This is a genomic window from Microbispora siamensis (assembly GCF_016863095.1).
Classification (GTDB): Bacteria; Actinomycetota; Actinomycetes; order Streptosporangiales; family Streptosporangiaceae; genus Microbispora; species Microbispora siamensis.
Genome location: NZ_BOOF01000030.1, coordinates 1 through 12,053, shown reverse-complemented (window position 1 = coordinate 12,053; position 12,053 = coordinate 1). Strand labels below are relative to the sequence as shown.

Genomic DNA, 12,053 nt, shown 5'->3' with positions numbered 1-12,053 from the left:
CCTGTCGCTATCTGCTGAGGCTCTCCTCGGCGTGACCGCTGGCTCCACTCCCGCCCTCCTCGGCGTAGCTGCTGACGTCGGCCCCGGCGGTCGCCTCCCGCGGCGCGCCGGTGACCTCCTGGGCGCACTCCCCGCCGATGGGGATGCCCGCCCACCGCGCGTACCGGTGCACGATCCGCTGCGCCGTGACGATATCCTCCAGAGCCCCGTCGAGTCCGGTGAGCGGCGGTTCTTCCTGGGTGACGAAGCGGTGGAAGGCGCGCAGCTGGCGTTCGAACGCCTCGGCGACGTCCTCGTTGACGACCGTCCGCTCGGTGGTGCCGATCCGGCAGGTGACCGTCAGCCGGGTGGGCGCGTTCAGCAGATAGGGGGAGGGGAAGCGCAGCTCCAGCGAGCCGTGCTCGTGGTGCAGCGTCATGACCTCGTGGTAGGCCGGGTAGCTCGGCAGGTAGTGCCAGCGGATGCCGTACCTGCCGGAGCACTCGCCCCCGAGCGTTCCGCTCACCTCCAGGGACGGCGGGAACGCCTCCACCGGCCACACGGCCACGTGGTCCACCGTGTCGGGAGACCCGGTGAACAGCCGCATCAGCGACAGCTCATGGCACATGCTGCTCAGCAGCACCTCCGCGTACAGCCGCCGCAGCCGCTCGGACGACGTGCCGAGCGCGGCGGTGAGGGCCCGCTCGTCGGCCTCCGCGTAGGGGGCCACCCGTTCGGGCGCGGGCCGTCCGGGCCGCGCCCGGGCGAACAGCAGCTGCGACTCCTCCGAGGGATGCAGCACGGTGGCGTCCAGGTGGCGGACGACCTCCGGCCCGCCGGCCTCGTGCAGCGCCTCCACGAGCCGCTGGGAGGCCGGGTCGTACTGCTTCATGTAGCCGGCCATCAGCCGTTCGCCGGAGAACCCGCTCAGCTCGGCCCGGCTGTAGGCGACGGGCTTCTCGCACAGCACCCACAGGCCGCGTTCGAGGGCGGCCCGCACCAGCGGCCCGTGGGACCCCGGCGTGAGCACGATCAGCGCGTCGAACCCGCCCCTGTCGAGCATCGTCAGCGGGTCGTCGTACGCCGGGACGCCCGCCTCCCGGCCGACCGTCTCCGCGTGCCCGCGGTCGAGGTCGCACACGGCCGCGACCCGGAACAGGTCGCGCCGCCGCGCCAGCAGGGGCAGGTAGACGACCTGCGCGACCACGCCAAGCCCGGCGATCCCCACCTTCACCGTCTCCACGTCCTCACCCTCCTCCGCTCGGCGACCTGCCCTGCACCTCCCCATCGGTGGCGGAGCACAACCCCGTCACGTGCAGACGGCCATCACCTCGTTGGCGGGCGTCTCCAGCCGGTGCACCCCGGGCCGGGCCGGCAGGAGGGCGAGGTCTCCGCGGACCACCCGCCGGGTCTGCGGGCCCCACAGCACCAGCCCGTCGGCGTCCACGGCGAGGAACTCGTCCTCCAGCCGCAGCAGCAGCGGGGCCCCGGGAGAGGCCGACACCGCCGTCCGCCCCTCCGCCACGGCCCGTACGACCGCCCCGGCCGCCTCGGAGCCCCGGCCGTCGCCCTCGGCGAGCACCCACGTCGTCGGCGCGCCGGGCAGGTGACCCTCCTCGGGCCGGTGGTAGTCGCCGCCGCCCACCACCACGAGGTCGCCGGCCGGGTCGCCGGTCGAATCGTGCGTCCAGGCCTGCGACCAGGCCAGCGGCGCGCCCCAGGTGCGGTCCCACCAGCTCCAGTGCCACAGCTCGACGACCCGCGGCCGGTCGGTCATCGGGTGCCGCCAGGCGCAGTCGGCCGCCACCGGATGGTTGACCGACAGCACCCCGCCCCGGTCGCGTACGGCCTTCGCCCACTCGTCGGGGGGCCGCCGGAAGTCGATCCAGCCGACGTCCCCGAGCGCGGCGGCGTGCCCGAGGTCGGTGGTCACCTCCTGCCCCGGAACGAGCACGAGACCGGCCAGCGCCGAGGCCGCCGCGAGTTCCGCGTGATGGCTGACGGTGTTGTGATCGGTCACCGCGAGGAAGTCCAGTCCGGCCGCGGCCGCCACGCAGGCCAGTTCGTAGACGGTCAGTGTCCCGTCCGAGTGGTCGGTGTGCGCGTGCAGGTCCCCGGCGAGCCAGCGGTATCCCGGCGGCGACGGCAGGCGGCGCCGTACGGCGGCGGGCTCGGGCGGGACGGGCCCCGGCACGCGGGAGAAGCGGGTGCGGCGCCGACGCGGCCGGACGGGCGGCCGCACGTGCCTGATCACCCTGATCTCGTACGGCAGGCCGCCGAGGGGCACCCGGTGCAGCCCGACCAGCACCCGCCACACCCCGGGCTCGATCTCGCCGGGCAGGTAGCCGGGGGTGGCCCAGGAGGGGGTGATGGTGTACTCGGAGCGCGCGCCGCCCGACCAGCCGCGGAACCCGGCCGGCCCGGCGCAGCCGAGGTCGAGCACACCGGCCGACCGGTCGTAGGACAGGCGCACCGTGAGGGCGGCCGTGCCGGGCCGCACCTCCACCGGCACCTCGGCCACCGGCCCGGCCAGCCGGTCGTCCAGCGTCCACGTCCCGCTGATCGCGGCCCTGGTCGTCACGCGCCACCCACCAGGGTGTCGTCGCGGTAGAGCAGCGCCCGGCCCGGGCGGGGCACCACCCAGGCGGCCGTCCCCGGCGGGGGCTCGGCCCCCTCGGGGACCACCACCTGGAGCAGGTGGTCCGCGCACTCCAGCGTGACGAGATGGGCCGTGCCGAGGTTCTCCACCACCGCCACCTTCCCGGAGAACGCCCCCTTCTCCCCGGGCTCCCGGGTGGTCAGGTCGGCGTACTCGGGCCGCAGGCCGTACAGGACCTCGCCCTCGGGCGTGCCGTCCGGCAGGGGGAACTCGGCCCCGGCCACCCGCAGCGCGCCGTCCCCGGCGACGCCCGGCAGCAGGTTCATCGGCGTGGATCCGATGAAGGAGGCCACGAACGTGGTGGCCGGGCGGCGGAACACCTCGGACGGCGTGCCGAGCTGCGTGATCCGCCCGGCCGACATGACCGCGATGCGGTCGGCCAGCGCGAGCGCCTCGCTCTGGTCGTGTGTGACGAAGACCGTGGTCACCGCCAGCTCGCGCTGCAGGCGCTTGAGGAACGTGCGGGCCTCCAGGCGCAGCCGCGCGTCCAGGTTCGACAGCGGCTCGTCGAACAGGAACGCCTTCGGACGGCAGGCGACCGCCCGGGCGAGCGCCACCCGCTGCTGCTGCCCGCCGGACAACTGCCCGGGCCTGCGGTCCAGCAGCTCCGACAGGCTGAGCCGGGACGCGGTCTCGGCGGCCTTCGCCTCGCGCTCGGCCCGGGGGACCTTTCTGATCCGCAGCGGATAGGCGATGTTGGCGGTCACGTCCATATGCGGGAACAACGCGTAGTCCTGGAAGACCATCGCGACGTCCCGCCGTCCCGGAGGCGTCCCGGTCACGTCCACGCCCCCGATCTCGATCCGCCCCGAGGTGGGGGTCTCCAGTCCGGCGATCGTCCGCAGCAGCGTCGTCTTGCCGCAGCCCGACGGGCCGAGCAGCGCGAAGAACTCGCCGTCGCCGATCTCCAGGTCGAGCGAGTCGACCGCCCGCACCCCGCCGGGGAACTCCTTGGTCAGGCCGCGCAACGCGATCACCGCTTGATCCCCCCGTGGAAGCGGAAGCCGTACCTCCGGCTGACGAACACGTACATCACCACCACCGGCAGCGAGTAGAGCAGCGAGAACGCCGAGATCACGTCGAGGCGCGGCGCGCCGCCCTCGGTGTAGAGCGTGTAGAGGATGACCGCGCCCGGGGCCTTGTCCGGGTCGCGCAGCAGGATGAACGGCTGCAGGAAGCTGCCCCAGACGTTGGCGACCGCCCACACCGCGATCGTCGCCAGACCGGGCCGCACCAGCGGGATCACGACGTGCCGCAGCACCTGTCCCGGCGACGCGCCGAAGACCCGCGCCGACTCCTCATAGGACGTGGGCGTGGCGTCCATGAAGTCCTTCAGGATGAAGATCGCGGCGGGCAGCAGGCCGCCCGACAGGGTGAGCACGACGCCGAGGTGGGTGTCGATCAGGTTCAGCCGGGTCGCCAGCTCGAACAGCGGCACCATCGCCGCCGTCCCCGTCACCACCGACGACAGGAGCAGCAGCACGTACAGCAGCGCGTCGCGGCCGGGCACCCGCGCCCGCGACAGCGCGTACGCCGCCAGCGCGGCCAGCGTCACGACCAGGGCCGCGCTGCCGCACGCCTGGATCAGCGAGTTGCGCAGCGAGCCCAGCGCGTACGGGTTGTCCAGCAGCGCCCGGAAGTTCGCCAGCGTGAAGTCCGGCACCGATGCCGTGATCGACGGATGCGCGTCGAACGGCGCCGAGGCCAGCCACAGCAGCGGCAGCGCGAAGAACCCCAGCACCAGGGCCAGGAAGGTGGCCCGCCCGAGGGTCCCCAGCACGTGACGCACCGGCGTCATGACGGCCTCACCTCCCCCCTCGACCGCAGAAGGCGCAGGTAGGCGAACGCCAGGACCAGGTTCACCACGAGGACGAGGAAGGAGACCGCCGCGCCGAAACCGAGCCTGCCGCCGCTCATCGCGACGTTGTAGATGTAGACGGGCAGGATCTCCGACCGCCCGTCGGGGCCTCCGGCGGTGAGCTGGAAGGCCGTGAAGTCGTTGAACGTCCACAGCGTGATCAGCAGCAGGTTCGTCAGCACGTGCCCCTTGATGTGCGGGAGGACCACGTCCCTGAGCTGCTGGAGCGTCGAGGCGCCGGCGAGCCGGGCGGTCTCCAGATGCGACGGCGGCACGTTCTCCAGCGCCGCGCCGTACAGCATCATCGAGAACGCCGTGCCCCGCCAGACGTTGAACACGATGATCGACGCCATGGGGTGGTCGAGCAGCCAGGCGAAGCCGGGCGTGTGCAGGATCGCGTTCAGCGTCCCGCCGTCGCGGTCGAGCAGCGCGATCCACAGGAACGCGACGACCGACGACGGCAGGATCCACGCGAGCAGCACCAGCCCCTCGGTGACGCTCTTCAGCGGCCCCCGCCGGTCGCGCAGCGCCCACGCGATCGCGAACCCGAGCACCGCCTGCCCGAGCACGGCCGAGCCGAGCACGAACTGCACGGTGAGCCACAGCGACGTGCGGAACCGCTCGTCGCCCAGCGCCTCGGCGTAGTTGGCCGCCCCGACCACCCGGGGATCGGCCGCCGCCAGGCCCGTCAGACGGTAGTCCGTGAGGCCCAGGTAGACGGTCCACAACGCGGGGAAGACCAGGAACACCCCGATCAGCACCAGCGCCGGCACCACGAACGTCAGGCTGTGTTTCCCGCTCACCATCGGGGCGCTCATATCCGCGCGGTCGTGCCGGAGGCGCGCCATGACACCCCCTCGTCGCTGCTTGGTCGCTTCGCTCCCGCGCATCTCCTCAGTCCAGATCGGCGGCGCGCCCCTCCGGATCGCTCGGTTTTCCCACTCATCATCGGGGCGCCACCGGGTACCTCAGGACGAGACATGGGCGGGGCCGCCGACGAGGGACTCGACCTTGCGCTGGTAGGCGGCGGCCGCCTCGTCCACGCTCGTGCCCGACACGACCGCGGCCGTGGCCTCCTGCAGGGCGACCGACACCTGCGGATAGACGGCCAGCGGCGGCCGGTACGCCGTGAGGGGCAGGACCTCGTCGGAGACGAACTTCAGCATCGGGTCGGTCCCCAGCACCGTGTCGTTCACGTCCTTGCGCGCGGTGATCCTGGCGGCCCCGGCGAGCTGCGACGTGGTGGCCTCGGCCGAGTGCATGAACGACAGCAGCTCCCAGGCCAGCTTCGGGTTCTTGGAGTTGGGGTTGAGCACGCGTACGGCGCCGCCGGACATGCTGACGAAGTCCTGGCCCCGGATGCCGGCGCCGGGGCGCTGGGCGGGGATCAGGGCGTATCCGACGACGGAGTCGCGGTCCTTCATCGGGGCGACCCCGGCCTTCGGCTCGATCACCGACCGCCAGAAGTAGTCGCCCTCCGCCAGGATCCCGATCCTGCCCTCGGCGAACTGGGCGAACGACTTGTCCCGTCCCCGCGCCTCCTGCTGGAGCCTGGGGTCGCCGAGGCCGCCGGAGTAGACCTGCCGGTAGAAGTCCAGCACGTCCCTGAGCGCCCGGGAGGCGCCGGTCCACTTGCCGTCGGCGTAGATCTGCGCCCCCGCGCCCGCCAGCAGCGGCAGCGCGCCCTGCATGCTGGTCGCCTCGCCCATGGCGGTGCCGGCGTCGATCTGGATCGGGACCGGCACCCCGGCCCTCCTGAGCGCCGCGCCGGCGTCGAGGATCTCCTGCCAGCTCCGCGGCTGCCAGCGGTCCGGCAGGCCGGCCTTGCGGAACAGGGTCTTGTTGTAGAACAGCACCCGCCCGTCGGTGCCCTGGGGCAGGCCGTACCTCCTGCCCTCGAACGTGCCGAGGCCCTGCACGGCCTGCGGGATCTGGCTCCAGCCCTCCCAGGAGTCCGCCTCGGGACCGGCGACCTCGGCGAGCGGCTTGATGTACCCGGCCTGGGCGAACTCGCCCACCCAGATGCCGTCGAGGTCGATGACGTCGGCGCCCGCCCGCGACTTGAGGTCGAGGGCGACCTTGGTCTTGTACTGCTCGTCGTCCACGCCGCTCGGCTGGAACACCACGCGGACGTCGCGGCCCTTGGCCTTCTGCGCGGCCTCGAACCGGGGGATGACCCACGTGGCCGTCCAGTCGGCGGTCTCGGCGTTCTTGCCGCCGGAGATCGCGTTGGCCGTGATGGTCAGGGTGACGTCCCCGTCTGCGGAATCGCCGGAGCCGCCGGTGCCGCACGCGCCCAGAGCCAGCAGGGCCACCGCCGCCACCGCGAGCGCAGGTCTCATGATCGACCTCCCCGTAAGTCCTGACGTACGGACAAATCGACCCTCGCACGCGATTACCGACACGTAAAGAAACGGTTTGGTGAACGAGTAAGGGACGCACGCCCGGCCTCTTGCGGGATGTCTGGTTCGCGCTGAGCTGATCGGGAAGAGTGCAACCAGTGCTGAGACCTGAGTATGGTCGGGCGTAACAACGCACGCTTGGAGGGAGTCGCGTGGCATCTCAGCCAGCCTGGATGAACAGCCTCTTCACATATACGGGATCGTCGTCGTTCTCGGAGTTCCTAGGCGTGCACGCGCCGAACCTGCTGCCCGCCCGCAACGAGTCGCTGGCGGCGCCGGTGGGAGACGAGATCCCGCACGCGACCACCATCGTCGCGGCGACCTGCGCCGGCGGCGTGGTGATGGCGGGCGACAGGCGTGCGACCTCCGGGAACATCATCTCGCAGCGGGACATCGAGAAGGTGTTCCGCACCGACGACTACTCCTGCATGGGCATCGCGGGCACCGCGAGCACCGGCCTGGAGCTGGCCCGGCTCTACCGGGTCGAGCTGGAGCACTACGAGAAGACCGAAGGTCGCTCGCTGTCGACCGAGGGCAAGGCGCACCGCCTGGCCACCATGATCCGCGGCAACCTGCCCATGGCCATGCAGGGCCTCGTGGTCGTGCCGCTCTTCGCGGCCTACGACCCGTCCCACGACACCGGGCGGATCTTCAGCTACGACGTGGGCGGCGGGCCGTACGAGCAGAAGGAGTTCCACTCGATCGGCTCGGGTTCGATCTTCGCCCGGGGTTCGCTCAAGAAGCTCTACCGGGAGAACTCCAGCCCGCAGGACACCGTCCTGGCCTGCCTGCACGCCCTGTACGACGCCGCCGACGACGACTCGGCGACCGGCGGCCCCGACGTGATGCGGAAGATCTGGCCGGTCGTGGCCGTCATCACCGCCGACGGCTTCCGCCGCCTCCCGGACGACGAGGTCGCGGAGTTCGTGGAGTCCATGCTGGAGAGGCGGATGACCGCCCCCGAAGGCCCGACCGCGCCGCTGCGCTAACCCAAGAGAGGATCACCCCCGGTGTCCATCCCCTTCGGAGGATATGCCTCGCCCGAGCAGATCATGCGGGACAGGGCGGAGTATGCCCGCAAGGGCATCGCTCGCGGTCGCAGCGTGGTCGTGATGCAGTACGCCGACGGCATCCTGTTCGTGGCGCCCAACCCGTCCAAGGCGCTGCACAAGATCAGTGAGATCTACGACCGCATCGGCTTCGCCGCGGTGGGGCGCTACAACGAGTTCGAGTCGCTCCGCCTGGCCGGCATCCGCTACGCGGACATCAACGGCTACACGTTCAACCGCAGTGACGTCACCGGCCGCGGTCTGGCGAACCTGTACGCCCAGCACCTCGGCATGATCTTCACCGAGTCGATCAAGTCGTTCGAGGTGGAGATCGTCGTCGCGGAGGTCGGCGACGCCCCCGAGGACGACCAGATCTACCGGATCACCTTCGACGGCTCCGTCTTCGACGAGCAGGGCATGGCCGTGATCGGCGGCCAGGCCGACGCCGTCGGAGGACGCCTGAAGGAGCGCTACAGCGAGGGACTGCCGCTGCCGCAGGCCCTCGACGCCGCGCTGGCCGCCCTGACCGAGCCGGGCGGGGAGCGTCCCCCGGTGACCCAGATCGAGGTCGCCGTCCTCGACCGGGGCAGGGAGCACCGCAAGTTCCTGCGCCTGACCGGCCCCCGCCTGGAGAAGCTCCTGGAGGCCGCCAAGGAGGGCCAGGAGGGCGCGCAGCAGCCCGCCGAGCAGGCCCCGGTGGAGCAGGCACAGTCCGAACAGGACCAGGCCGGGCAGGCTCCCGGCGCCACCCCGCCGATCGCCCCCGAGGGCGACATCGACACGGGCTCCGGCGAGTAGCCCCGTCCCTTCGTCCGTACGGCCGCGGCGCCGCGCCCTCGTCGGGGGCGCGGCGCCGCCGTCTCGTGGGGCCCGCTCGGGCGTTTCGGCTCAGCCCAACTCCGATTTCGCTACTCTCATCCGGTTATGACGACTCTTGATCTCTTGCGGCGCGCGGGCGTTCCGGCCGCCGCCGTCGCCCTCCTGTCGCTGAGCGCGTGCTCCGGAGCCTCCGGCACCTCGGCCTCGCCCACCGTGACCGCCACCGTGACGGTGACGGCTCCGGCGTCGCCCGCGGAGCCGTCCGCCGACCCGGCGGCCTCCGGCACCCCGACGGCGGACATGCCCACCGGCTCGGCCACGACCGCGCCGACGCGGAAGCCGGGCAAGGCCGGGCCGCCGATCACGGACAAGGCGCCGGCCCCCTTCGGCGGGACCCTCCAGTCGGACCCCGGGCACGACTTCACCAAGGGGCTCAGCCCCAGCAGGGACGGTGTCGTACGCGGCCAGCTTGTCGCCATGCACGACGAGAACGTGGCGGAGTATCGGCCCGTCAAGTTCGTCAAGGAGTACGGCGGCAGCACCAGCGGCCACTTCGAGGGGCCGCCGGAGGGCGACGGGATGGCCTTCGCCGCGCCCATCGCGAAGAACGTGGTGTTCCTCAGCGCGCTCGGCTGCGACGGCAAGGACCAGACCATCGACAGCCAGTACCTCGGCACCCAGCGCTGCTCTCGTGACAAGCTGATCCTGCGGGCCGACGCGGGCGACCTGCGGGCGCTCATCACGGTCCGGGGCGGGCAGATCGTCAAGGTGACGGAGATTTACGCCGCCTGACCGCTCCTTCTCGTCATTCCCCCGCCTGATCACTGTTCGGCCGCCGGTTTATGGGAATAGTGTGAGGTGATGGATCGACGCATATTCGGGCTGGAGAACGAGTACGGCGTCACCTGCACGTTCCGCGGGCAGCGGAGGCTGTCGCCGGACGAGGTGGCGCGGTACCTGTTCCGGCGAGTGGTGTCCTGGGGCCGATCGAGCAACGTCTTCCTGCGTAACGGCGCACGTCTCTACCTGGACGTGGGCAGCCATCCCGAGTACGCCACCCCTGAGTGCGACAACGTCGTGGAGCTGGTCACCCACGACAAGGCGGGGGAGCGGATCCTGGAGGGCCTCCTCGTGGACGCCGAGAAGCGGCTCCGCGAGGAGGGCATCGCAGGAGACATCTACCTGTTCAAGAACAACACCGACTCGGCCGGCAACTCCTACGGCTGCCACGAGAACTACCTCGTGGGCCGGCACGGGGAGTTCGGGCGGCTGGCCGACGTCCTGATCCCTTATCTGGTGACGCGCCAGATCATCTGCGGCGCGGGCAAGGTGCTGCAGACCCCGCGCGGAGCGGTCTACTGCGTCTCCCAGCGGGCCGAGCACATCTGGGAGGGCGTCTCCTCGGCGACCACCCGGTCCCGGCCGATCATCAACACCCGTGACGAGCCGCACGCGGACGCCGAGCGGTTCCGCCGGCTGCACGTCATCGTGGGCGACTCGAACATGAGCGAGACCACGATGCTGCTCAAGGTCGGCGCCACCGACCTGGTGCTGCGGATGATCGAGGCGGGCGTGGTGATGCGCGACCTGTCCCTGGAGAACCCCATCAGGGCGATCCGGGAGGTGTCCCACGACATGACGGGCCGGCGCAGAGTGCGCCTGGCCAACGGCCGCGAGGCCTCGTCGCTGGAGATCCAGCAGGAGTACCTGACCAAGGCGCAGGACTTCGTCGACCGGCGCGGCGGGGACGCCACCGCCAAGCGGGTGCTGGAGCTGTGGGAGCGCACGCTGCGGGCGGTCGAGACCGGCGACCTCGACCTCGTCTCGCGGGAGATCGACTGGGTCACCAAGTACCAGATGATTGAACGTTACAGACAGAAGTACGACCTGCCGCTGTCGTCGCCGCGCGTCGCGCAGCTCGATCTGGCCTACCACGACGTCCACCGCAAGCGCGGGCTGTTCTATCTCCTGCAGAAGCGGGGGGCCGTCGAGAGGGTGGCCGACGACGTCCGCATCTTCGAGGCCAAGTCGGTTCCGCCGCAGACCACACGGGCCAAGCTGCGCGGCGAGTTCATCCGCAAGGCCCAGGAGAAGCGGCGCGACTTCACCGTCGACTGGGTGCACCTGAAGCTCAACGACCAGGCCCAGCGGACGGTGCTGTGCAAGGATCCGTTCCGCAGCGTGGACGAGAGGGTCGACAAGCTCATCGCGGGCATGTGATCTCTTACACCGCTCTGACGGCGGGTTCGGGTAGCCTGGCCCGGACCCGCTGTCTGTTTGAGGATTCCCATATGCGCCGTCGTACGGCACTCGTCGCCGCCCTACCCCTGTTGCTCGCCGCCGCCTGCGGAACCGCGCAGAAGAGCGCGTCCAGCGCGAGCCCCACCTCCAGTGGCCAGGCCGCCGCCTCGGCCATCAAGGTGACGGGAGAGGCCGGCAAGAAGCCCACCCTGACCTTCCCGGCGGGCAAGCCCTCGCTCACGTCCGCCTCCATCAAGGTCATCGAGGGTCAGGGCACCCCGGCCAAGGACGGCGACGTCCTCACCGCCAACGTCACCGTCTACAACTGGGACGGCAAGGAGAACAAGGCGGCCGGCTCCGACTACGACCAGGGCAAGTCGGAGTTCGTCTCGGTCAGCCCGCAGCTGCCCAAGGCGCTGCACGAGGCGCTCGTCGGCGCCAAGCCGGGCGGCCGGGTGATGGCCGTGGTCGCCAAGGACAACCTGAGCGCGGAGCAGCTCGACCAGGCCAAGCAGCAGGGCCAGGACTTCAACACCACGTCGCAGGTGCTGGTCATCGACGTGCTGTCGGCGGCGCTGAAGTCCGTCCAGGGCACCGCCGTCGACCCCGGCGTCACCGGCGTCAAGGTCGAGAACGCCGGCGGCGACAAGGCCCCGACGCTGACCACCAAGACCAGCGAGAAGGCGCCCAAGAAGCTGGTCGTCAAGACCGTGATCAAGGGGAACGGCCCGGAGGTGAAGGCCGACCAGACGGTCCTCGCCCACTACGTCGGCAAGATCTGGGGCACCGACAAGCAGTTCGACTCCAGCTGGGAGCGCGGCCAGCCCGCCACGTTCGCGCTCAACCAGGTCGTCAAGGGCTGGGCGCAGGGCCTGACCGGCGTCCCGGTCGGCAGCCGCGTGCTCATCTCGATCCCGCCGGACCTCGGCTACGGCAAGGAGGGCAACGCTCAAGGCGGCATCAAGGGCACCGACACGCTCGTCTTCGTCGTGGACGTCCTCGGCGCGGCCTGACAGCCGCGGGAAGCAGGGGCCCCTCTCACCGTT

At 71.3% G+C, this 12,053-nt stretch carries 11 protein-coding genes; 5 read left to right on the top strand and 6 right to left on the bottom strand.

Translation table 11 applies throughout. The features are described 5' to 3' along the window. Positions 1-7: 7 nt before the first annotated feature. The 6 genes from Msi02_RS24560 to Msi02_RS24535 all read right to left on the bottom strand — a co-directional run bounded on the left by Msi02_RS24560 (position 8) and on the right by Msi02_RS24535 (position 6,838). Positions 8-1,222, bottom strand: coding sequence for a Gfo/Idh/MocA family protein (locus tag Msi02_RS24560; RefSeq protein WP_239108668.1), 1,215 nt, complete (start codon positions 1,220-1,222; stop codon positions 8-10). A 66-nt stretch (positions 1,223-1,288) separates the two neighbouring features. Next, positions 1,289-2,560 carry a CehA/McbA family metallohydrolase gene (locus Msi02_RS24555; protein ID WP_239108667.1) on the bottom strand — a complete coding sequence of 424 codons (1,272 nt, stop codon included), beginning with the start codon at positions 2,558-2,560 and terminating at the stop codon, positions 1,289-1,291. Beyond that, the gene (locus Msi02_RS24550; protein ID WP_204050446.1) at positions 2,557-3,615 is read right to left on the bottom strand and encodes an ABC transporter ATP-binding protein; all 1,059 of its coding nucleotides are present in this window, start codon (positions 3,613-3,615) and stop codon (positions 2,557-2,559) included. The genes Msi02_RS24555 and Msi02_RS24550 overlap by 4 nt, the downstream gene beginning before the upstream one ends. After that, positions 3,612-4,436: a carbohydrate ABC transporter permease gene (locus Msi02_RS24545; protein ID WP_079315244.1), complete on the bottom strand. Its 825-nt coding sequence runs from the start codon at positions 4,434-4,436 to the stop codon at positions 3,612-3,614. Before Msi02_RS24545 ends, Msi02_RS24550 begins: the two co-directional genes overlap by 4 nt. After that, a complete protein-coding gene (locus Msi02_RS24540; RefSeq protein ID WP_239108666.1) occupies positions 4,433-5,344 on the bottom strand; it encodes a carbohydrate ABC transporter permease in 912 nt (303 codons plus the stop codon). The genes Msi02_RS24545 and Msi02_RS24540 overlap by 4 nt, the downstream gene beginning before the upstream one ends. Before the next feature lie 120 nt (positions 5,345-5,464). After that, a complete protein-coding gene (locus tag Msi02_RS24535) occupies positions 5,465-6,838 on the bottom strand; it encodes an extracellular solute-binding protein (protein WP_204050445.1) in 1,374 nt (457 codons plus the stop codon). Between the two features lie 233 nt (positions 6,839-7,071). Between Msi02_RS24535 and prcB the strand changes: the two genes are divergently transcribed. The 5 genes from prcB (at position 7,072) to Msi02_RS24510 (ending at position 12,020) form a co-directional block, all read left to right on the top strand. Beyond that, entirely contained in the window at positions 7,072-7,887 is an 816-nt protein-coding gene (prcB, locus tag Msi02_RS24530; RefSeq protein ID WP_204050556.1) for a proteasome subunit beta, read from the top strand. A gap of 27 nt (positions 7,888-7,914) precedes the next feature. Beyond that, positions 7,915-8,745 (top strand): proteasome subunit alpha, encoded by an 831-nt coding sequence (gene prcA / locus Msi02_RS24525; protein WP_204050555.1) that lies wholly within the window; start codon positions 7,915-7,917, stop codon positions 8,743-8,745. Between the two features lie 126 nt (positions 8,746-8,871). Next, complete coding sequence (locus tag Msi02_RS24520) at positions 8,872-9,558, top strand: RodZ family helix-turn-helix domain-containing protein (protein ID WP_204050444.1); 687 nt, start codon at positions 8,872-8,874, stop codon at positions 9,556-9,558. Between the two features lie 69 nt (positions 9,559-9,627). Continuing rightward, positions 9,628-10,986 (top strand): Pup--protein ligase, encoded by a 1,359-nt coding sequence (pafA, locus tag Msi02_RS24515; RefSeq protein WP_079315240.1) that lies wholly within the window; start codon positions 9,628-9,630, stop codon positions 10,984-10,986. Positions 10,987-11,057: 71 nt separating this feature from the next. Continuing rightward, a complete protein-coding gene (locus Msi02_RS24510; RefSeq protein ID WP_204050443.1) occupies positions 11,058-12,020 on the top strand; it encodes an FKBP-type peptidyl-prolyl cis-trans isomerase in 963 nt (320 codons plus the stop codon). Positions 12,021-12,053: the final 33 nt, after the last annotated feature.

Bases quoted from the DNA above. Each gene is read 5' to 3' on its own strand.
- Msi02_RS24535 (WP_204050445.1), bottom strand. From the start codon at position 6,838: ATGAGACCTGCGCTCGCGGTGGCGGCGGTGGCCCTGCTGGCTCTGGGC.
- Msi02_RS24540 (WP_239108666.1), bottom strand. From the start codon at position 5,344: ATGGCGCGCCTCCGGCACGACCGCGCGGATATGAGCGCCCCGATGGTG.
- Msi02_RS24520 (WP_204050444.1), top strand. From the start codon at position 8,872: ATGACGACTCTTGATCTCTTGCGGCGCGCGGGCGTTCCGGCCGCCGCC.
- Msi02_RS24510 (WP_204050443.1), top strand. From the start codon at position 11,058: ATGCGCCGTCGTACGGCACTCGTCGCCGCCCTACCCCTGTTGCTCGCC.
- Msi02_RS24545 (WP_079315244.1), bottom strand. From the start codon at position 4,436: ATGACGCCGGTGCGTCACGTGCTGGGGACCCTCGGGCGGGCCACCTTC.
- prcB (WP_204050556.1), top strand. From the start codon at position 7,072: ATGAACAGCCTCTTCACATATACGGGATCGTCGTCGTTCTCGGAGTTC.
- pafA (WP_079315240.1), top strand. From the start codon at position 9,628: ATGGATCGACGCATATTCGGGCTGGAGAACGAGTACGGCGTCACCTGC.